The organism is Longicatena sp. 210702-DFI.1.196, from assembly GCF_020563125.1.
Lineage (GTDB): Bacteria > Bacillota_I > Bacilli_A > Erysipelotrichales > Erysipelotrichaceae > Longicatena > Longicatena caecimuris.
The window spans coordinates 35,250-56,055 of record NZ_JAJCPX010000002.1; the positions used below are offsets into that span (position 1 = coordinate 35,250).

A 20,806-nucleotide genomic window follows, 5' to 3' on the forward strand; every position below is an offset into this window, starting at 1 on the left:
GTTGGCACAAAAGGGCCAACTAAAAGTTCTTATCTCTATAAATAAATAAGCAGTAATTTACATCATTCAATGAACATATCTCGATATTCAATCGGTGTGATACCGACATTTTTCTTAAAAGTTTTCGCAAAGTAACTGGAGCTTTGAAATCCTATCTGTGCTGCCACTTCTTTTGCCATAGCCCCATCTTTCAGCAACTGCTTTGCTTTCGCAATCCGAAATTCATTCACAATATCTGTAAAGGTTTTCCCCACCTGTTTATTTAATAGTTTGCTGATATAAAATGGTGTTACCTTTAATTGGGTAGCCACATCATTAAGGCTAATTGCTTTATTATAGTTATTTTCTATGTATTCTAAAGCCTGTCGTACTAAATAGCTGTTATTTTGATAAAGCAAGTTTTTCACACAATTGCGAATCATTGCTATCGCATAGACAAGATTAATTTCTAAATTATAATATTTATCTGTATCATTTATTTTACGTATTTCAACATCTTTCTTATCGATATAAATATCATGTAGTTTTTGTTCAGCTTCTAAAACACCAACGATAAATTCAGCAACCTGTTCGTTGATCTGCCTAGCTGGAAAACTATGAAGATAAGAAGCATAATCATGTAGTATGGATTTAATTTTTTCATCATCGTGCTGCTCGATTGCCGGCAACATTTTTTTGATCCACTGCGTACTATCTGCCTGAAGCTCACGCTGTACCATTTCCTTATTACGAAGTGTAAACTCGCTCTTTTTCATATGTGTTAATTGTTGAAGTGCATGACAATAGGAATGATATAGGCCTTCAAGATGATCTTTCAATGTACCAAGGCCAATCGGATAATCGAAAAACTGATATTTTTCCATCAAATCAGCAATCTGCTTTAAATTTTCTTCTGTAATATTTTGATAGGACAGCAAAAATAAAATCAATTGTGCATTACGATATCCCAGCAGACAAAACAAACCTAAATCACCAATCTGATTGGTTAAGGTTTCCTGCTTGCTTTTTGCTAGACGAATACCATCAATCACGATACATAAACCGTTTTTTACTGACATATGCAATAAATTCAAAGTTTTCTGGATAACTAGCTCACTTTGGTTAGATAAAATCTGCTGCACACATTCATTTTCTAAAGATGAACGCATATTATCCACCTTTTTCAATAGCTCACTCGTTTCATAATAGCGGCTTTTTTCACTTTTTAAGCGGTCCAGCACCTTTGCTACACTATGGATGATCATTTGCGGTGTTGATGGTTTTAATAAGAAGTCTTCTACTCCTAAACGTATTGCCTCTTGCGCATATGAAAAATAATCATAAGAGGTTAAGATGATGAAACTTACATTTTTCTGTGAAATATTTTTGATGATTCTTGCACATTCTAAACCACTGTAAACCGGCATATTAATATCTAAAATAACGATATCCGGTTCATAGCGCTGATATAGATCAATCGCTTCTTGTCCATCCTTAGCACTGTATATTTCACCAATTTCCAGAATCGAGTCTTTTAAAATAGAAACCAGTGAGTTTCTTTCAATTTCTTCATCTTCCGCTATCAATATCTGAAACATATGCTTCCTCCTCATCTTTTATATGGATTTGAATTATCAATTCAAAACCGCAGTCTTCATCACTATTTATTGAAATTGAGGCATTATTTCCACAAACCATCTCAACTCTTCTCACCACGTTATATAGACCAAAATGATTTTCACCATCATATTTCTTATAGTCGTTTAAAATTAACTCTTCTAATTCTACTGGATTCATACCGGTACCATTATCAGAGACCGACAGCAAGATATCTTCATCTGTATATGAGGCACTCACTAAAATCTCGCCACCGTTTTTACAATCTTTTAATCCATGCTTTAAAGCATTTTCAACAAGTGGCTGTAAAATCATACCTGGGATTGCAATATTCGGTATGCCTTCTTGCACCTCTAGCTTGAATTGCACACGTTCACCAAGGCGTTTCTGTTGAATTTCCATGTAATTGGCAACCGACACTAATTCGCTTTGTAAATCACTCAGCCGATTTTGTTTATCTAATCCATAACGTAATAAACGACTCGTCCGCTCTATCATTTCAGCAGCATTATCCGCATTCTCACTCAATGCTAGTTTGTAAATCATATTTAAGGTGTTAAACAGAAAATGTGGATTAATCTGATTTTGTAACATACGCAATTCACTTTGGGCTAACTGTTCATCTTTGCGTAAATTTTCATTTTCTGTTTCTAATAAGCGATGTTGAAGCTCTGCTTTTTCTTTTGTACTTGCAATTTCATTTTGCACTGAAATAGCCATTTCATTTAAGGCGATGCAAAGTGATTCCATTTCCTTCCCTGTGCTTGAAATATCACTTAGATCATATTCACCTTTTTTTACCTTGTTAATATTTTGCAAAATTACGTATAATGGTTTAATAAAAGATACGCTCATAAAAAAGCCAAAATAGAACAACCAGCATAAGACAATGAGCAGTAAAATGATCGTTCCTACAAAAGTCACATGTTGATTTGCATCCATCTGGGTCTTTTGTAAGGTCATCTCGTTGGTAATCACATTATAAAAGCGATCTGACGTTCTAGCGATTAAATCATGAGAATGTAGTAAAGCATTATAAACTGCTGTATAATTCCCTTTATCATTTTGATATTCATGAATCGTGTTTTGACATTCTTCATCATAAAACCTTGTCATGTTTTCTAATAAATCAAAGCGCCAGCTTTCATCGGATACAAAGTCATCTTGTAAGCCATGAATATAGGTAGTAGCTCTTTGCATTTCCTCTTTATATTTTTGCAATGCCTTATTCTGTTCTGTATATAAATAATCTTTAATATCACTGGTTGCCGCATCTATATGATTATAATAACTATTTAACTGACGATAAGCAGAAAGGGCTTTATCATACTGTTTCATCGTATGATAGTTGATCATGTTGGAGGCAATCATCATCGTGCTTACCAAAAGGAACATGACAGCTGCGGTTATATTGATTCTGCGCTTTAAGCTCCATGTCTTCATTTTGATATAAGCTCCTTTTTATAGGTTTCCACATTATTTGCAGTTACTAAAATAAGCTTTGCATAATGTATGGAAGATACACTCTGTTGTTTGTTTTTTATTTTTTCATACAGCATTTCAACACTTTGGTAGCCATAATCATAAAAAGACACAACAATACTGCCATTGATTTTTTTCTCTTTAATAAGCTGTATGGTTTCATCCATTTCATCTACCCCATATATTAACATTTGTTCCCGTATGTTATATTTTGTAGCAGCTTCATAACAGCTGCTTGCAGATTCTCCTGCAAAATTAATAGCTACATTGATATCCTGATGTTCTTCCATAACACTGTCCCATTCTTTTTTTGCCCGGACATTATCTGATTTTGATTCACTAATAGATACAATGCGATAACCCCCTGCATGTTGTGCAAAAATCGTTTCAACCTGTGCTATTTGCTGCTTCGCGATATTAAAATTTTTTTCAGCTACTTGAATAGCAATTTTTAATGGTGCTTGTTTCCCAAACTGCTTTTCTACATCAGCTAGCAGTAAAGTAGCTTGTTTTTTGAAATCTTTACCAATATAACCAAATCGTTTAGAGCTTGGCATATCACTATCTACCAACATCACCGGTATTTGCTTCTTATCTGCTTTCTTCAAGAGCTTATCACTAACAACCCCTTGTGTAATAATTGCATCCGCTTTTTGCATAATGCCTGTTTCTATTACTTGATTCATCTCTTCCGTGTCAATTGTCGTTGGTCCTTCCCAATCACAATGCAGCTGATAGACATTACACGCATCACGGAAACCTTTTTCCGCTTCTAGCCAAATTTTATGTTCTTTTAATGGGGTAGCAAACAAAAAATAGTATCGGTTTTCTTCCCTTTGTTTTTCAGTTGAGCAGCCACCAACACAAAGCAGCATGCACAAAAGCAGTAGTTTCTTCATCGTCGTTTCCCTTTCCTCTATGATAAACTGCAGATAGAAAGTATCCTTATTTAAAGAATTATACTTTATTACACAGTTAATTTCAACTTGAAACCAACTGTTTTTTTATACATTGAAAGAAAATAACCTGAAAAAAAGCAGGGTTTTAGACTTTCATCAGATTGTATTATAAAGTACTATTTTACGAACATCCTGACGTATTATCAAAATAATCATACCATCAACATTAGCTAGCCTTTTCTTTACTTATTAAGACTTTTAAAACCGTCGTAATTAAACAAAATCAAGCAAAGTATCTTAGTACGTTGATTATAAGTTATTAAATCGAGTAGGGTGAAATAAATCACCCTCTCACACCACCGTACGTACGGTTCCGTATACGGCGGTTCGTTTTAATTTCAAAGCGTGTCTCTCTATATAGTAATCTAAACAACTGACTAGTCCTTTTTGGGCTAGTTTTTCTTTTGATATTGCTCTTACCACACATGTTTTGGTTACTACCCATTGATAATGGTCTCCCATATACGATGTCTGTCTTGCTCTATCTTTTCTAATCCCAAGCTTTTGTAATCCCCACTGTCGCTTGCTGGGTACTTTCCACTGTTTCCATATGATTGCTCGCAGTCTTGTACGAAGATGTTCATCTATCTTTGTCATATGTGTTTTCATATTATATATAGAATAATAGTTTATCCATCCTCGTATTACTTGGTTCAGTCGTCTTATTCTTTCTTTTAAAGCCATTGCGTGCTTTCTGATTGTTAGCTGTTTTAGTTTCCTTTCCTCGTTACTTATCTGATTTACGCCATTAGGTTACGGTTATCTTTTGGACTTTGATGCTTCATGCCATCTCATCCGCTAATGCCGCCTTATTATCAGCCGTCTGAATTTAATGTTCAGACTTCCTGTCCGTTAAGCCACGATTTCGCTATTGCTTCCTCTCTCCCATACCTCACGATATGAAACTTGCAAGTCGCTCTTGGGTTCGTCGATAACTACGCCCCGAGGGATTTTCACCCTAGATATGTGGCATGCCTGCCACACAACAAAAAAGATGGTCTATCCCATCTTCATCACTTTGTTATTCTAGTTTATCATTCTGTTTTGCATAAGCTTTGTTAACATGTAGCCTCCTGTAAGGCTTCTTGCATTTCTTCTTGCAATATCGTACAAAGTCCTTCTGCTTTTTCCTTGCGATATTCTTCATAGCTTCTTGCTTTTAAAAACTTAACCTGAAATGTTGCCCCATGTAATAAGACATGCTTAAAGTCATAAGAGTTTACCAATACCATAGGAATAATGGTGGCTTTTGCCATGAAGGCTGGTTGTAAAGAACCGGCTTGTAGCTCTAGCAGTTTGCCATCTCTTGCACGCGTGCCTTCCGGAAAGATCAGCAGATTACGACCGCTTTTTAATTGTCTGGCACTTTCTCTTAACATGTGGATAGCACTGGCACGATCTTCACGATCAAAATAGATTAATTCCAATGTCTTTGCCCAATTTGCCACATAAGGGAGCTTTTCATTTTCTTTTTTTGATATGAATGTAAAAGGTGTTGTAATGATTGACATCTGTAACAGCATGTCGAATGCACTTTGATGATTTGATACAAACAGCAAGGGTCCTTCTTGAGGTATGGCCCCCTGTGCATCAATACAAACACGGCAATGGAATGCTTTGATGATCCGTTTTGACCACTTTTTCATATGGGCATAGCGTTCTTCAAAGGGCTTCTTACGCACCAGAAAGGCATCTAACCAAGATGCAGGTACCAGATATAGCATACGTAAACAACCTAATATAAACATCAATCATCAATCTCCTTAGACTCCACGATGGCATAGGCAATCGCATACGCCTTTTCATGGGCGATGGAAACTTGTATAGCATATTCTTCCATCGTACAATAAGGCGCACCATCGTCATCACTTAAAATTTCAATATCACAAAGTGTGCAGGCATGTATTGCGTGAATTGCTTTATAGATAGCTTCTTTAGCGGCAAAGCGCCCGGCAACCCACTCTGCCTTACGTAAGAAAGGCATATCTTCACAGCATGCCTGTTCTTTGGGTGTTAAAATACGTTTTACATGATCCTTTTGTAAAGCCACTTCAATACGTTTGATTTCTACTATGTCACAACCAATCCCTAAGATCATAAGTTACGCTCCTTATAGATATTTGACAAGGAGATTTCTTCACTGCACAAAATACGTGTAGTCTGTGCAGTGCAGATGCGTAAACCGCCCTCACTTGTTACTTCCTTTACCTCCCATAATACATCATCCAACCATATTTTTCTACCTTTTAATACATGATAGTTCTGGTAGGTTTGCAAAAGGGTTTCTAAAGGAAGCTGTCTGCATCTTTCACACTGGGTTAAAACAGCCTGCAGCAGTTCTTCTTTATCTACAGCAACATAGCCTGCTTTATCTGCCAGCTCGCCTTTTTTTTGTGTAACATTGATACCAATGCCAACGATCATGGCGGCTTTTTGACTGCCTTCATACACTGTTTCAATTAAGATACCACAAACTTTTTTACCATTTAGTAAGATATCGTTAGGCCATTTGATCATTGCTTGCATGCCAAAGCTTTCCAACGCCTTGACAAGTGCTAAAGGAAAAATGATAGGGTAAGGAAAAGCTTGTTTATAAAGAATAGAAAAGGTCAGATCTTCATTGCTTTCCCATGTTCGCTCAAAACGTCCTCTTCCTTTTGTCTGCTGTTTGGCAAGGATGACACTGCCATCCATTTGCGATGCATAGTTGCGTTTCAGCCAATCATTCGTACTGTCCAGCTTATCAAAACGCTGTAACTGATAATCATGCTTCATCGAGGGCAAACATCAGTTCTCCACTGACTGCAACTTCATCATCAACGGTTGCCACAGCATTCACAAAGACGATTCCCATGCGCTCTTTCGTGACTTCACAAGTCAAGGTCAGCTTGTCCCCGGGAATAACCTGACGTTTAAAGCGTGCTTTGTTGATACCGGCAAATAAACCAATTTTTCCTTTATTCTCTTCCTTGCTTAACAACATCACCGCCACGGTTTGTGCTAAAGCCTCCAGCATCAGTACCCCGGGCATAATGTGCTTCTGGGGAAAGTGTCCTAGAAATTGCATCTCATTTGCGCTGATGCATTTACTTCCTACAACTTTATTTCCCTCAATGCTCTCAATGCGATCCACCAGTAGAAAAGGATAACGGTGGGGAATGATCTTTTGGATATCGTTGCTATTGTATAACATATTTATTCCTCCCACTTTCGAATGATAATGCTGGCATTATGACCGCCAAATCCTAAGGAATTAGACATTGCCACATGCACAGGTGTATGCAGGCCTTCATTGACCACCAGATTCAAGTCACAAGCTTCATCCTTATGCTGGTAATTAATCGTTGCCGGCACAAAGTCGTTTTGTACTGCCAATGTGGAAATAATAGCTTCTAAAGCACCGCTGGCACCTAATAAATGACCGCTCATTGATTTGGTGCTGGATACATATGGCTTCATAGCATCCTTACCAAAAGCTTTCTTTACTGCCAGTGTTTCACTGGAATCATTCAGCGGTGTACTAGTACCATGGGCATTGATATAATCAACATCTTGCATTTGCAAAGCGGCATCTTTTACTGCCATCTGCATAGCTTTTGCGGCACTGCTGCCATCGGCCAATGGAGCCGTGATATGATTGGCATCACAAGTACTTCCATATCCTACGATTTCACCATAGATGTTTGCTTTACGGGCAAGGGCGTGTTCCAATTCTTCTAAAATCAGCACACCGGCACCTTCTCCCATTACAAAGCCTTTACGCTGCGCATCAAATGGAATGCTGGCACGCATTGGATCTTCCCCCTCGTGTAAGGCACGCATAGAGGCAAAGCCTGCCATGGCAACCGGTGTAATACTCGCTTCACTTCCTCCGGCTGCGATGATATCTTCATAGCCATCACGAATACGATGGAAGGCTTCTCCGATAGCATTGGTACTCGCTGCACAAGCTGTTACCACACTGGAAACATTCCCTTTCGCTCCCAGATCAATTGCTACACTTCCCGGTGCCAGATTAATCAATGCCATTGGGATAAAATAAGGAGAAACGCGACTAGGTCCGCGATCTTTCAAAGTTGTGCTTGCACCTTCAATCGTTGCAATACCACCAATACCACTTCCTAGGATTACCCCAAAGGCATCGGCCTTGATCGTATCTTCAGACAAACCGCTGTCAGCATATGCCTGTTTCGCGGCGATACGCGCAAACTGGGTAAAACGATCATTAAACTTCAATTCACGTTTTGTGAAATATTGTTCCATATCTAAATCTTTGACTTCACCTGCAAGTTTCGCACGAAACTCACTTGTATCAAAATGGGTAACCTTTCCAATGCCACAACGGCCTTCCTGCAAAGCATCCCATACTTCTTCTACGTTATTTCCAATTGGGCTTACAACACCCATTCCGGTTATGACAACTCTTCTTTTCATTTACATCACCATCCCGCCATCAACTGCGATGACTTGTCCTGTTATATAATCACTATCTTCACTGCATAAAAACTTCACGACGTTGGCAACATCCTGCACACTGCCGAATTTTTTCATCGGTATATTGTTTTTGGCATTCGCCTGTACGTCTTCACTTAATGTATCGGTCATCGCTGTCTGGATAAACCCAGGGGCTACAGCATTGACATTGATGCCTCTAGGTGCCAGCTCTTTTGCTACCGCTTTGGTCATCGCAATAACACCGCCTTTACTAGCCGCATAATTGACCTGACCGATATTGCCGCATAAACCGACAACACTTGCCATATTGACGATCTTGCCATGACGCTGTTTCATCATGATCCTTGCCACATGGCGGATACAGTTATACGTTCCTTTTAGATTAATGCGAATGACATCATCAAATTCTTCTTCACGCATTCTTAATAATAAATTATCTTTCGTGATGCCGGCATTATTCACAACGACATCCAGATGTCCATATTCTTTCACGATGGTATCCATCATTTCCTTAACATCCTGTTCATTGGCAACATCACATTGCATCATCTTATGTTTGCCGCTTGGATCAAGCTTGGCTAAGACTGCTTTTGCGCCTGCTTCACTGTTGGCATAATTGATGATGACATCGTATTCCTTTGATAAGGTGATAGCGATAGCTTCTCCGATACCGCGGGAAGCACCGCTGATAAATGCTGTTTTTCTTTCCATATGACTATCCTTTCAATGCATTAAGGCATTCCTTCAAGCTTGCCTCATCTTCGACATGCAAGATTTTTACGTCATGCCCTTTGCAACATTTTTTCACAAAACCACTGACAGCTTTTCCCGGACCAACTTCAATAAAGGTATCTACACCATCTTCCAGCATATGTTCAATCGTCTGCGTAAAATAGACAGAATGTGCAATTTGTTTACTTAAGATTGTGTTCAGATCGGTCTTCTCTGGTTTTCCCGATATATTGTGATACACTGGAATGGATGGCTGTTTAATATTGTATTGTGCTAAGACCTTACGCAACTCTTTAGCCGCATCTAGTAATAAGGAAGAATGAAACGCCCCGCTGACCTGTAAAGGAATCACGCGTCTTGCTCCCAATTCTAAGCATCGCTTACTTGCTGCTTCAACGGCAGCTTTATGCCCGGTGATTACGATTTGTCCCGGACAATTATAATTGGCAATTTCACATACGCCCAACGCCTTAACTTCTTCACAAGCCTGTAAGATTTTCGCTTCTTCTAACATCAGAATAGCCGCCATACTGCTGATTCCTGAAGGCAGTGCATTGGCCATGATCTTGCCTCGCTGAGCAACGATCTTCGTACCATCTTCAATTGAGAAAGCATTCGCATAACATAAGGCACTGTATTCTCCCAATGATAAGCCAGCGCACACATCTGCTTCAACGCCAAAAGAACGTAGCAGCGTTGCACAAGCCATGCTGTGTAAGAAGATTGCAGGCTGAGCATATTGTGTATCATCCAAAGTTTCCTTTGGACCTTCAAAACAAAGTTGTTTCACATCGAAATCTAAAGTACTGCTGTCAAAGATGGCTCTGACGATAGCGTAGTTGTCATATAAATCTTTTCCCATGCCGGGATGCTGAGCACCCTGACCAGAGAATAAAAAGGCTGTTTTCATGAATGTCCTCCTTACGTATATGATGGCATGCATCTGCTTAGAATGCAGATGATACGCTCATAACTCATTCGTATATAAATGAACCTAAATAAAAGCTGCTTTTAGTTCATCCATCAATTGTTTTACTGTGACGATTTCCGTAATACGCCACGCATTGGCTCCTGCAAATACTAAGCCCTGTTCTACCTCACCATGTACGGCATGAATCAATGCCTCACTGATACAATATGGCGTTGTTGCCGGTTTACATGGCAACATACAGCCAATACAATGGGATGGCGCTATACGCTTTTCTTTTACCTGACGCATAAAATCCGTCATCACCGCTCTTCCCGGTAATCCAGCAGGACTTTTCACCAGTTCGATATCTTCCTTTTGGGCTTGCACAATCACTTCTTTAAAAGCAGGCGATGCATCACATTCCTGTGTGGCGATAAAACGCGTGCCCATTTGTACACCGGCAGCTCCTAAATCACAAAAGTGGCGGATATCTTGCGCATCATAAATGCCCCCTGCTACAAAAATCGGTACCTGTCGCTGATAGCGTTCTTCAAATTCAGGAAGAAGGGCTTTTACATCGGCTAAGATTTTTTCTAAAGGCTCTGCCTTATTTGTGATAAGATCTTCTTTCTTAAAGCCCAAATGACCTCCTGCTAAAGAACCTTCAATGACGATAAAATCAGGCAGGCGATGATGATGGCGATCCCAGGTCTTCAAAATCAGCTTTGCCGCTCTGCCACTGGATACGATTGGTGCTAGTAAAATATCCGCATCCTTAACAATGGCTGGCAAATGCATTGGCAGTCCTGCTCCGGAAATAATGGCATCCGCTTGAGCATCAACGGCAGCTTTCACATAAAACTCATAATCTTTACTTGCCACCATGATATTTACACCACATAAGCCCTTTCCCTGTGCCCATTCTTTTGCCTTTGCAATTTCTTCATGCATGGCTTGAATATTACAGATCATGCTGTTTTCCCAGAAATCCGGTTTACGATATCCCGGGTGTGCTGCACTGATAACCCCCATGCCGTCTTCCTTCATCACAGCACCGGCTAAGGAAGATAGTGAAATACCAACTCCCATACCACCTTGTATCACAGGTACTTCTAAGCTTTTTCCATTATGGAAAAGAATCCTATTCTGCATAAATTAATCCCTTTACTTTTTCGTTTAATGTAATGATTTCTTCCTGACTTTCCTGGATCAAGGAAGCGAAAATGTCTTTGAGTGGACGAATTTCCTTACACATACCGGCAACCTGTCCCATCATGACAGAACCATGCTTCACATCACCATCAAATACGGCTTTTCGCAAACCGCCTAAGGTCAGTTTTTCCAATTCTTCCTTTGGCGCATTTTCATGTTCCAGCTTCAGATATTGGATCGCCATCTGGTTTTTCAAGATACGTACCGGTGCCCCCGCATTACGCCCGGTCACGACACTATCCAGATCCTTTGCCCGCAGCACCGCTTTTTTATAATTTTCATGAATTGGACATTCTTCACTCACCAATAAACAGGTACCTACCTGTACGCCGACTGCCCCTAAGCTTAGCGCTGCATTCAATTGTTTCCCACTGGCAATACCACCAGCTGCAATTACTGGAATAGATACAGCATTTACGACCTGTGGTACTAATGACATTGTCGTGGTTTCACCAACATGACCACCACTTTCGCCACCTTCTGCGATCAGTCCATCAACACCGCTTTTTGCTAAACGGCGTGCTAAAGCCACACTGGCAACAACAGGAAAGACTTTACAGCCACTTGCTTTTAATCCTTCGATATAAGGTCCGGGATTTCCCGCACCGGTTGTCACAACAGCAACCTTTTCTTCAATGATCACCTGCATGATTGCCTCCGTATGCGGATTCATCAGCATTACATTGACCCCAAAGGGTTGCTTTGTCAATTGTTTGCATTTCTTGATAGCAGCTCTTGTCTGCACCTCATCCATCGCACCGGTGGCAATGATGCCTAAACCACCGCAATTGGATACCGCAGCCGCAAATTCTGCTGTCGCGATATTGGCCATCGCTCCTTGAAAGATCGGATAGCGAATACCTAAGAGTTCATTGATTAACATGATTGTTCTCCTTTTGTTCCTGATACATCGTATCATTGCGAACCTTTTCTATAACTCAATATAAGCTCCGGCCCAAGTAAAACCTGCACCAAAGCCACTTAATACTAATTTCATCCCTTCATTTAACAGACCTTTTTCCTTCATTTCCCCAAGGGCTAAAGGAATGCTGGCTGCAGATGTATTCCCATACTCCGCAATATTCATATAAACATGAGCCATATCAATATGACAGCGACGACACACATTCGCAATAATACGCGAATTGGCCTGATGAGGAATGATCCAATCGATTTCCTCCATCTTAACACCAGCCTGTTGCAATACAGCTTCCATGCTTTCTTGCATGGCCTTTACGGCAAAGCGAAAGGTTTCACTGCCATTCATGCGGACAAGGGATGGTGTATATATCTGTTTTTCAAATAATTTACGAGGAAGTGGAGCATCACTGTGAATAATGCCTTGCTCATCCCCCATGCTGCGCGCATAGTGAAACATTCGACAAGCGGTATCTTCCTGCTTTAAGACCATGGCTCCTGCCCCATCCGCAAAGATAATACAAGTAGCGCGATCTTCCCAATCCAATTGTTTACTGATAACCTCTGCACCAATGATCAAAGCACATTTTGCCTGATTCATCGCTAATAAGCTGTGTGCCGTCTGTAAGGCATAGAGAAAGCCAGAACATGCTGCATTAATATCAAACGCCATGACCGCCTGCTCCTTCATCCCAAGTTTGGATTGAATCAGACAAGCAGTGCTTGGTGTCGTTTTATCCGGCGTAAAGGTCGCCGTAATAATCAGATCAATCTCTTTCGGATCTATTTGCGCATCCTGCAAGGCCATTTTCGCGGCTCTCACACCTAAATCACTCGTATTTTCATCCTCTGAAATATAGCGGCTTTCAATACCTGTACGTGTCTGTATCCATTCATGATTTGTATCAACATAAGTTGATAGCTCATCATTGGTTACCTTCCGTTTGGCTTTGGCATAGCCAAGCCCTTTTACTTTACATCCCTTCATAGGATTGTCCCATCCTTCTGAATTTCTCATATCGTTCACTTAACAGTGTTTTTTCTTTCTTTTTCATTAAACGCTCCAACTGTTTCAGCAATTCTTCATCCAATTGGGCAATAACATAATCTAAATCATGATGAGCACCGCCCAAAGGTTCTTTGATGATCGTATCGATTACACCCTTACGTTTTAAATCCTGTGCTCGTAATTCCATAACTTTGGCTGCTTCTGCTGCCCGCTTTTCATCTTTCCACAAAATGCTGGCAAACCCTTCCGGAGATAGTACCGAATAAATCGCGTGTTCCAACATCATGATCTGATCCGCAACACTGAAAGCCAAAGCACCACCACTGCCTCCTTCACTTAAGACAACGGCAATAACGGGAGTTTTCAGATCGGCAAATACTTGCAGACATTGCGCAATAGCTTCTGCCTGTCCGCGTTCTTCCGCTCCTTTTCCCGGATAAGCACCACTGGTATCCACCAGCGTAATGATCGGGCGATGAAATTTTTCGGCCTGTTTTGCCAGACGCAAGGCCTTACGATACCCTTCCGGCTGCAGCATTCCAAAATTACGCTTCATATTTTCTTCCAGCGTTTTTCCCTTGCTTTGTGCCAAGACCGTTACCGGAATCCCATGAAAACTTGCCAAGCCCCCTTGACAGGCACCATCATCTCCATAGAAACGATCGCCATGCAATTCCATAAAATCATCAAACAGCCTGGCGATATAATCACTCGCTTTGGGCCGTTTGGGATGTCTAGCCAGATATACACTATCCCAGGCATCCATATGTGTATACGCCGTTTGGCGTATTTCTTCTATTTGTTTTACAATCGCCTCTTTTTGCAAGATATCCTCGCTTTCTAAGGATGCTAAAGAGGCTTCTAAAGAGGCAATCTTTGCCTCACTTTCTCTTAATCCCATGAAACTCTCCTTTCATGAAGACGCAGCAGTTGGATCAACACATTGCGTGAATCTTTGCGTTCCACGATACGGTCAATAAAACCTTTTTCCAACACAAATTCAGCCGTTTGGAAATCAGCTGGCAGCTCTTCATTAACAGTCGAGGCAATGACCCGCTTTCCAGCAAATCCAATCAGACATTTCGGTTCTGCCAAAATAATATCTCCCAGCATCGCAAAGCTGGCAGATACACCTCCGGTGGTAGGATGCGTCAGATAGCTGATGTACAATAACCCTGCCTCATGATGTTTAGCAAGCGCTGCACTTGTCTTTGCCATTTGCACAAGAGATAAAATACCTTCTTGCATACGCGCTCCTCCACTTGTACAAAAAATGATAAGTGGCAGTTTTTTCTTCGTCGCATATTCGATACACCGGGTAATCTTTTCTCCGACGATCTGCCCCATGCTGCCCATAAAGAAATTGCTGTCCATAATAGCTAGTGCGCATTTGATACCACCTAATTTTGCCGTACCGGTAACCACTGCTTCATATAAACCAGTCTTTTTTTGTAAACGCTCCAACTTTTCCTCATACCCAGGGAATGTTCTTCCCTCAAGTAACGTCATACGTTTATCCATTTCCACAAAGCTACCCTCATCGACGATCTGCCGTATGCGTTCATGCGCAGTTAGTTTTAAATGTGCTCCACAATGCGGACAAACATATAAATTATGCATTAGATCCTCAAATGGAATGCTTTCTTTGCATTCGCTGCAACTGCGAAAAAGATTCTCAGGAACATCAATCGGCTGTTTCTGATCACTGCTGCGACGGCTTTTGAATAAATCCAAGCGCATCTTGCGTGTTTTAAATAATTGTTCCATCCTCTTTCAGCTCCTTTATGAATGTTTCCATAAAACCGGTATCATACTTGCCGCTGACAAATGTCGGATGATGCAGCAACAGATACTGAAATTCAATATTGGTTTCGACTCCTTCAATGATCAATTCTTCCAAGGCAATGCGCATACGTTTGATACATTCTAAACGAGTTGGCGCAAAGGTAATGATCTTGGCAATCATGGAATCATAAAACGGAGGAATTTGATAACCGTTGTAGACGGCACTTTCCACACGTACATTGCGTCCTTGGGGAAAGTTGATAAATTTGATAGTTCCAGGACTAGGCGCAAAATTCATTTTAATATTTTCCGCATTGATGCGGCATTCGATGGCATGTCCAAGACAAGGAATATCCTCTTGTTTGATATGCAGTTTTTGATGCTCGGCAATGCGAATTTGCATTTTGATAAGATCAATTCCCGTGATTTCCTCGGAGATGGTATGTTCCACCTGAATACGGGTATTCATTTCCATAAAATAATACTGCCCACGTGCATCTAATAAAAACTCTATCGTTCCTACACTATCATAGCCAACTGCTTTGCAGGCATTGACAGCGTCCTGTAATAAATGATTTCGTGTGTTCGCATCCAGTGTATGACATTGTGCTTCTTCCAATAGCTTTTGATTGCGCCGCTGGCAAGAACAGTCACGTTCATACAAATGCAAAACATTGCCAAAATGATCACCCATCAGCTGTACTTCAACATGTTTGGGCTCAACGATGAATTTTTCCATATACACCGCATCATCCCCAAAGCAGACCTTTGCCTCAGCTCTTGCCGTTTCATAGGCATCCATGACCTCTTCTGCACAATCGGCTCTGCGCATACCACGACCACCGCCACCATTCGCTGCCTTGATCAATACCGGATAACCGATGGATTCTGCCATAGCTAACGCATCTTCCCTGGTTTTCAAGATATCCTTACTGCCGGGAATCACTGGTACACCGGCCTTTATCATTACTTGACGGGCATGATTTTTATCTCCCATCTTATCAATGATATCCGGACTAGGACCGATAAAGATTAGACCACATTGCTGAACCAAACGGGCAAACTTGGCATTTTCACTCAAAAAACCAAAGCCGGGATGAATGGCATCACAGCCCGTCATGCATGCTGCACTTAAGATATTTTTCATATTTAAATAGCTGTCAGCGCTTTTTGCTTTCCCGATACAGACAGCATAATCTGCCAGCTGCACATGCAATGCTTCTTTATCCGCTGTTGAATACACCGCAACCGTTTCAATGTTCATCTCTTTACATGTACGAATAATGCGAACAGCAATTTCGCCACGGTTGGCAATTAATATTCTGCGAATCATGCGGCCTCTCCAATACGAATCAGCTCTTGATCAAATTCCACCATAGACTCATTCGTAACTAAGATTTCCGCAATGACACCATCGATTGGCGAATGAATTTCATTCATTACTTTCATCGCCTCAATAATACAAAGAACATCGCCTTTTTTCACCTTCTGACCGATTTCCACAAATGGCGTACTGCCAGCTGCGCGACTGCTGTAAAATGTTCCAACAATCGGTGCTTTCACCCAATAACCTGCCTTTTTTTCTTCTTGTACAGCTGTTTGCACAGGTGCTTCCTTAGGCTGTGGAGCTAAGGGAAGCGTCGTAGTTGGCGCATAGGTTACTTCTTTTCCTGTCGGCTTTTCCATTTTTATTTTCATATCATCTGCTTCAAGTTCCATTTTTGCTAATTGGGAATCTTCAAAGATCTTGATGATTTCTTTTATCGTTTCTGTGTTCATGCTTTACCTCCCATGAATAGATTTTAAAAAAGCCAAGTCATCTTGGCTTTGCGTTTTATTGCTTGCTTTCCAGTAATTTAACGATATCAGCAACACTTACCAATTTCGCAAGCTCTTCATCCTCAATGCGGACATCAAATTCTGTTTCCAGCTCTAAGGAAAGCTCTACTGCTGCTAAAGAATCAATACCTAAATCATCTTTCAGGTTTGCTTCCATAGTAATCATATCTTCATCGACGTTAATTGCTTCTACTAATACTTCTTTTACTTTTTCAAACATATTTTGTTCCTCCTGGTTACTCTGTAACTGCTAAAAGATTAACACTCCTAGTTTTAATTGTCAATAGTTTTAGTATTAAAAACTAGATAACATTTCAACTAGGAGATTAATAGTGTTTTTGTTGTCGAGGTGAATTCCAATATTTTGAAATTCAAACGTATTTTAATACTTTGATATTCAAAAGTAAATAGTTTGATGGTCAAATTTTAATTTTCACATAGTTTCACATAATTTGTAATGCTATCTTTTTCTCTCATTTCCCTTGAAAATAGGCTGTTTTTAACACCTAGGTTCGCAGAAATCGTCTTCCTTTTTCCTCATGTAGCCTAATGGCACCACCAGTAAGCGTACGATGATTCATAATATTTCATATCATTTTTCAACGAACCATCTTCAAGTTTTCTTTTTCTTTTACACTTTCATTTTCCCTTTCCCAAATAAAAAATATGTAATATCTTCTCTCTTTCATATAGTTTATGAAATTATCAATAAAGTAAAAAAAAGTTTGACAATCAAAATAAGTCGCAGTATACTCTCTTTCGTGAACAGGAGGATTTACAAATGAAAACAAAACAATTAACACTATGTGCCTTTTTTACGATCTTATATATACTGGGTTCTCGTATTACAATTCCCACTGGAATCATACCGTTGACCCTTCAAACGATGATGGTGATTATCGCCGGTATTCTCTTACGTCCAAAAGAAATTTTAGCCTCTTATGGTGTTTACTTTCTGATGGGATTTGTTGGATTACCTGTTTTTGCCAGCGGTGGTGGTCTCAGTTATGTCTTACAGCCATCTTTTGGTTTCCTATTATCTTTCCCTTTTGCGGCTTGTCTGATTTCAGCTCTTCGTCATAAATATGAGCTTACACATTTTTATCAGCTATATCCACTTTGCTTATGTGCGTTATGCTTTATTTATCTGATAGGTTGTGGCTATATGTATCTGATTTTTAACTATTATATGGGAAGTGCTAAAGATATTTCCAGTATCATTGCCATTGGAGCTGCACCTTTTGTTATCAGTGATTCCATTAGCATGGCCGTTGGTTGTTTCTGTGCCATTCGCTTATCCATGGTATCTTCCATTAAACGTATTCTAATCTGTGAATAAGACTGTTTTTGAATGATCAAAACCTTTCTAATAGAACAAAATATCTTATTTTAGAAAATTATCATTCGAATAATTCCTTCCTTCATAGTACAATATAGAGTATTGGAGGACGTATATGGAAGATATTATCGTTGTATTTGCAGATATTGATACACCGCAAGAAGAAAATGAGGAATTCATCGAGCTTATCAAAGCTTGTGATATGAACATCGTAACATGTTTTAAACAGCCGCTAAAGGCTATCAACTTTCGTACCTTTATCGGTAAAGGAAAATGTTTAGAAATTCAAACGTATCTGACCTCAACAAAAGTAGATACTATCATCTTTAATCAGGAGCTATCTCCTTTACAGATACGAAATCTTGAGGAAATATTTCAGATTCCGGTACTGGATCGTACCGATTTGATTCTTGCTATCTTTGAAAAACGTGCAGTGACTCCGGTTGCTCGTTTGCAGATAGAAAGTGCCCAATTAAAAAAACTCTTACCACGTTTGATTGGGGCAAATACCCAATTAGGCAGACAAAGTGCCAGTGGTAAGAATAAAGGTGCCGGAGAGAAGCAATTGGAGCTCGATCGCAGACGCATCAAAGCCCGCATTCATGAGGTGGATCGAGAGTTAAAAAAAGTAGAAGCGCAGCGTCATACCCAACGAAGAGCAAGACAGCGTTCCCGCTTACCCTTAGTAGCCTTAGTCGGCTACACCAATGCCGGTAAATCGACGATCATGAATCAACTCTTGCGCTGCAGTGCACATAAAGAAGAAAAACAGGTTGTTGAAAAAGATATGCTATTTGCGACATTGGATACATCCATTCGCTGTATTGCACAGCCACATGGACATAGCTTTCTTTTAAGTGATACCGTTGGTTTTGTCAATCGGCTGCCACATGAATTAATTGAAGCCTTTCACTCTACTTTAGAAGAAGTAAAATACGCCGATATGCTCTTGCAGGTTGTAGATGCCAGTGATGAAGAAAAAGCAAAGCATATGGCTGTTACCATGGAAACCTTACGGGAAATCGGCGCTGGAGATCTTCCTATGCTAACAGTTTTTAATAAATGTGATAAAACAGAGTATCCTTATCCTCATAGCAAAGGACATGAGCTCTATATCAGCGCCAAGGCAAAAAATAATATGGATGCTTTATTATCGGCCTTAAACAAACAGCTTTTCGCCCAAGAACACCATGTAAAATTACAGCTTCCTTATGAACAAACCACTATTTATGCAGCCTTGATGAAACAAGCCTGTATCCTAGAGCGTGAAGATCAAGAGGAAGGCATGTATTTGGATGCCTTGTTGAATGAAGAATTGTATCAAAAGTATCAACAATACATCATACAGCTTTATGCCTAAGCCGCTAAAATGCGGCTTTTTATGTTTTATGACAAAGTACTATTTCATTAACATAACGCGATGACACTTGTATATTGCCAAGAAAACTTTGCAATAATCATTGACAATAAAACTTGGCATGATATACTATATTTACCAAGTAAACTTGGCAAATGGAGGAACACTTATGAATAAAGATGAAATTTTAATGAAGAGTAGGCAGGAATATCAAAAAGAAGATGAACGTGAAATTTATATCACTACCCAAGGCTTCATGTATGGTGCTGTTGGAATGGCAATTGTTTTCTTTATCCTTGTCTTTCTCAAGCTATTTCTTAAAGGGCAACGTATTGATGACATATTAGCTATGTATGCAGCTTTTCTATTTGCCCATTATGTATATAAATATCGTATGGATAAAGTGCATAAAAATATCTATCCTATGCTATGCTGGGGCATATGTGCTATACTGAATTTAATCGTCTTTATATGGAAAGGATAAACAATCTCCTATTAGACAAGATATTTTCAAAAATGGATAAATAGGAAAGCAGTGGAAAAATAATGGAAAAAGAAGAAATACTTGCCAAAAGCCGCATAGAGCAGCAAGGTAAGGATGAAAGAGAGCTTTATATTTTACGTAACGCAAGTAACATTGCTGTTTATACTGGTTTTGTAGCTTGCTTTATAATTAGTATCCTAGAACTTTTGTTTATGGGAAGTTTAAGTTTTAGCAACTGGGCCGTATATTGTGCTATGATGGCAGGCTTGTTTTATGTAAAATACGCGGCTTTGCATCTATGCCATGAAGGTATCGTTTTCTTTGTTTATAGCGTGCTGACACTTCTTTTCACAGCCATTTATGTCTATAGAATCATTCTATGATCCATCTTAATAAGAATGGTATTTAAGCATCGTATAGAAAGGATGACAATATGAAAGAACAGCTGATATTAAGAAATCATATAAAAGATGTACGTAGTGAAAAGAAGCTATCACAAAGTCAATTGGCGGAACTGGTGGGTGTTTCACGCAATACGATCAGCTCCATTGAAACCGGTCAGTTTAATCCCACAGCGAAACTGGCTTTGATCTTATGTATCGCATTAGATAAAAAATTTGAAGAGCTTTTCTATTTTGAATAAACCTATTTTCAAATTCATAATAACGAAAAAGATTCTATCCGCGTATCCATCACTGATTTGCTCTAGAATCTTTTCTTTTATCTATG

At 39.7% G+C, this 20,806-nt stretch carries 24 protein-coding genes; 5 read left to right on the forward strand and 19 right to left on the reverse strand.

Going from position 1 to position 20,806, the window contains the following annotated elements; all coding sequences use genetic code 11:
- Positions 1 to 62: 62 nt before the first annotated feature.
- The 19 genes from LI241_RS01280 to LI241_RS01370 all read right to left on the reverse strand — a co-directional run bounded on the left by LI241_RS01280 (position 63) and on the right by LI241_RS01370 (position 17,117).
- Positions 63 to 1,577: a response regulator gene (locus tag LI241_RS01280; protein ID WP_008687377.1), complete on the reverse strand. Its 1,515-nt coding sequence runs from the start codon at positions 1,575 to 1,577 to the stop codon at positions 63 to 65.
- Entirely contained in the window at positions 1,549 to 3,039 is a 1,491-nt protein-coding gene (locus tag LI241_RS01285; protein WP_008687376.1) for a sensor histidine kinase, read from the reverse strand. The genes LI241_RS01280 and LI241_RS01285 overlap by 29 nt, the downstream gene beginning before the upstream one ends.
- Positions 3,036 to 3,977 carry a substrate-binding domain-containing protein gene (locus tag LI241_RS01290; protein ID WP_008687375.1) on the reverse strand — a complete coding sequence of 314 codons (942 nt, stop codon included), beginning with the start codon at positions 3,975 to 3,977 and terminating at the stop codon, positions 3,036 to 3,038. Before LI241_RS01290 ends, LI241_RS01285 begins: the two co-directional genes overlap by 4 nt.
- A 351-nt stretch (positions 3,978 to 4,328) precedes the next feature.
- Complete coding sequence (locus LI241_RS01295; RefSeq protein WP_227150923.1) at positions 4,329 to 4,772, reverse strand: group II intron maturase-specific domain-containing protein; 444 nt, start codon at positions 4,770 to 4,772, stop codon at positions 4,329 to 4,331.
- 323 nt (positions 4,773 to 5,095) lie between these two features.
- The gene (locus LI241_RS01300; RefSeq protein WP_008687372.1) at positions 5,096 to 5,785 is read right to left on the reverse strand and encodes a 1-acyl-sn-glycerol-3-phosphate acyltransferase; all 690 of its coding nucleotides are present in this window, start codon (positions 5,783 to 5,785) and stop codon (positions 5,096 to 5,098) included.
- Positions 5,785 to 6,135, reverse strand: a complete 351-nt coding sequence (acpS, locus tag LI241_RS01305; RefSeq protein WP_008687370.1) for a holo-ACP synthase — start codon at positions 6,133 to 6,135, stop codon at positions 5,785 to 5,787. The genes LI241_RS01300 and acpS overlap by 1 nt, the downstream gene beginning before the upstream one ends.
- On the reverse strand, positions 6,132 to 6,812 hold the full coding sequence (locus LI241_RS01310; RefSeq protein WP_017144700.1) for a biotin--[acetyl-CoA-carboxylase] ligase: 681 nt from the start codon (positions 6,810 to 6,812) through the stop codon (positions 6,132 to 6,134). Before LI241_RS01310 ends, acpS begins: the two co-directional genes overlap by 4 nt.
- On the reverse strand, positions 6,802 to 7,230 hold the full coding sequence (gene fabZ / locus LI241_RS01315) for a 3-hydroxyacyl-ACP dehydratase FabZ (RefSeq protein WP_008687366.1): 429 nt from the start codon (positions 7,228 to 7,230) through the stop codon (positions 6,802 to 6,804). Before fabZ ends, LI241_RS01310 begins: the two co-directional genes overlap by 11 nt.
- A gap of 2 nt (positions 7,231 to 7,232) precedes the next feature.
- Positions 7,233 to 8,471 carry a beta-ketoacyl-ACP synthase II gene (gene fabF / locus LI241_RS01320; RefSeq protein WP_008687365.1) on the reverse strand — a complete coding sequence of 413 codons (1,239 nt, stop codon included), beginning with the start codon at positions 8,469 to 8,471 and terminating at the stop codon, positions 7,233 to 7,235.
- Entirely contained in the window at positions 8,472 to 9,203 is a 732-nt protein-coding gene (gene fabG / locus LI241_RS01325) for a 3-oxoacyl-[acyl-carrier-protein] reductase (RefSeq protein WP_008687363.1), read from the reverse strand.
- A gap of 4 nt (positions 9,204 to 9,207) precedes the next feature.
- The gene (fabD, locus tag LI241_RS01330; protein WP_008687361.1) at positions 9,208 to 10,134 is read right to left on the reverse strand and encodes an ACP S-malonyltransferase; all 927 of its coding nucleotides are present in this window, start codon (positions 10,132 to 10,134) and stop codon (positions 9,208 to 9,210) included.
- An 84-nt stretch (positions 10,135 to 10,218) separates the two neighbouring features.
- On the reverse strand, positions 10,219 to 11,286 hold the full coding sequence (locus tag LI241_RS01335) for a nitronate monooxygenase family protein (protein ID WP_008687359.1): 1,068 nt from the start codon (positions 11,284 to 11,286) through the stop codon (positions 10,219 to 10,221).
- Entirely contained in the window at positions 11,276 to 12,229 is a 954-nt protein-coding gene (locus tag LI241_RS01340) for a nitronate monooxygenase (RefSeq protein ID WP_008687357.1), read from the reverse strand. Before LI241_RS01340 ends, LI241_RS01335 begins: the two co-directional genes overlap by 11 nt.
- A gap of 48 nt (positions 12,230 to 12,277) precedes the next feature.
- Positions 12,278 to 13,252, reverse strand: coding sequence for a beta-ketoacyl-ACP synthase III (locus LI241_RS01345; RefSeq protein WP_008687355.1), 975 nt, complete (start codon positions 13,250 to 13,252; stop codon positions 12,278 to 12,280).
- A complete protein-coding gene (locus LI241_RS01350; RefSeq protein WP_008687353.1) occupies positions 13,239 to 14,174 on the reverse strand; it encodes an acetyl-CoA carboxylase carboxyltransferase subunit alpha in 936 nt (311 codons plus the stop codon). Before LI241_RS01350 ends, LI241_RS01345 begins: the two co-directional genes overlap by 14 nt.
- Complete coding sequence (gene accD / locus LI241_RS01355; protein WP_008687351.1) at positions 14,165 to 15,040, reverse strand: acetyl-CoA carboxylase, carboxyltransferase subunit beta; 876 nt, start codon at positions 15,038 to 15,040, stop codon at positions 14,165 to 14,167. The genes LI241_RS01350 and accD overlap by 10 nt, the downstream gene beginning before the upstream one ends.
- Complete coding sequence (gene accC / locus LI241_RS01360; RefSeq protein WP_008687349.1) at positions 15,024 to 16,391, reverse strand: acetyl-CoA carboxylase biotin carboxylase subunit; 1,368 nt, start codon at positions 16,389 to 16,391, stop codon at positions 15,024 to 15,026. Before accC ends, accD begins: the two co-directional genes overlap by 17 nt.
- Complete coding sequence (gene accB, locus LI241_RS01365) at positions 16,388 to 16,837, reverse strand: acetyl-CoA carboxylase biotin carboxyl carrier protein (RefSeq protein WP_008687347.1); 450 nt, start codon at positions 16,835 to 16,837, stop codon at positions 16,388 to 16,390. The genes accC and accB overlap by 4 nt, the downstream gene beginning before the upstream one ends.
- A 55-nt stretch (positions 16,838 to 16,892) precedes the next feature.
- A complete protein-coding gene (locus LI241_RS01370; protein ID WP_008687345.1) occupies positions 16,893 to 17,117 on the reverse strand; it encodes an acyl carrier protein in 225 nt (74 codons plus the stop codon).
- Positions 17,118 to 17,678: 561 nt separating this feature from the next.
- Here LI241_RS01370 and LI241_RS01375 point away from each other — a divergent pair.
- The 5 genes from LI241_RS01375 (at position 17,679) to LI241_RS01395 (ending at position 20,720) form a co-directional block, all read left to right on the forward strand.
- Positions 17,679 to 18,236 carry a biotin transporter BioY gene (locus LI241_RS01375; RefSeq protein ID WP_008687344.1) on the forward strand — a complete coding sequence of 186 codons (558 nt, stop codon included), beginning with the start codon at positions 17,679 to 17,681 and terminating at the stop codon, positions 18,234 to 18,236.
- Positions 18,237 to 18,351: 115 nt separating this feature from the next.
- Positions 18,352 to 19,596: a GTPase HflX gene (hflX, locus tag LI241_RS01380; protein WP_227150896.1), complete on the forward strand. Its 1,245-nt coding sequence runs from the start codon at positions 18,352 to 18,354 to the stop codon at positions 19,594 to 19,596.
- Between the two features lie 166 nt (positions 19,597 to 19,762).
- Positions 19,763 to 20,077 carry a DUF6442 family protein gene (locus LI241_RS01385; protein WP_008687340.1) on the forward strand — a complete coding sequence of 105 codons (315 nt, stop codon included), beginning with the start codon at positions 19,763 to 19,765 and terminating at the stop codon, positions 20,075 to 20,077.
- A 62-nt stretch (positions 20,078 to 20,139) separates the two neighbouring features.
- Positions 20,140 to 20,460: a DUF6442 family protein gene (locus LI241_RS01390; RefSeq protein WP_008687338.1), complete on the forward strand. Its 321-nt coding sequence runs from the start codon at positions 20,140 to 20,142 to the stop codon at positions 20,458 to 20,460.
- A 50-nt stretch (positions 20,461 to 20,510) separates the two neighbouring features.
- Positions 20,511 to 20,720 carry a helix-turn-helix transcriptional regulator gene (locus LI241_RS01395; RefSeq protein WP_008687337.1) on the forward strand — a complete coding sequence of 70 codons (210 nt, stop codon included), beginning with the start codon at positions 20,511 to 20,513 and terminating at the stop codon, positions 20,718 to 20,720.
- The last annotated feature ends 86 nt before the right edge of the window (positions 20,721 to 20,806 follow it).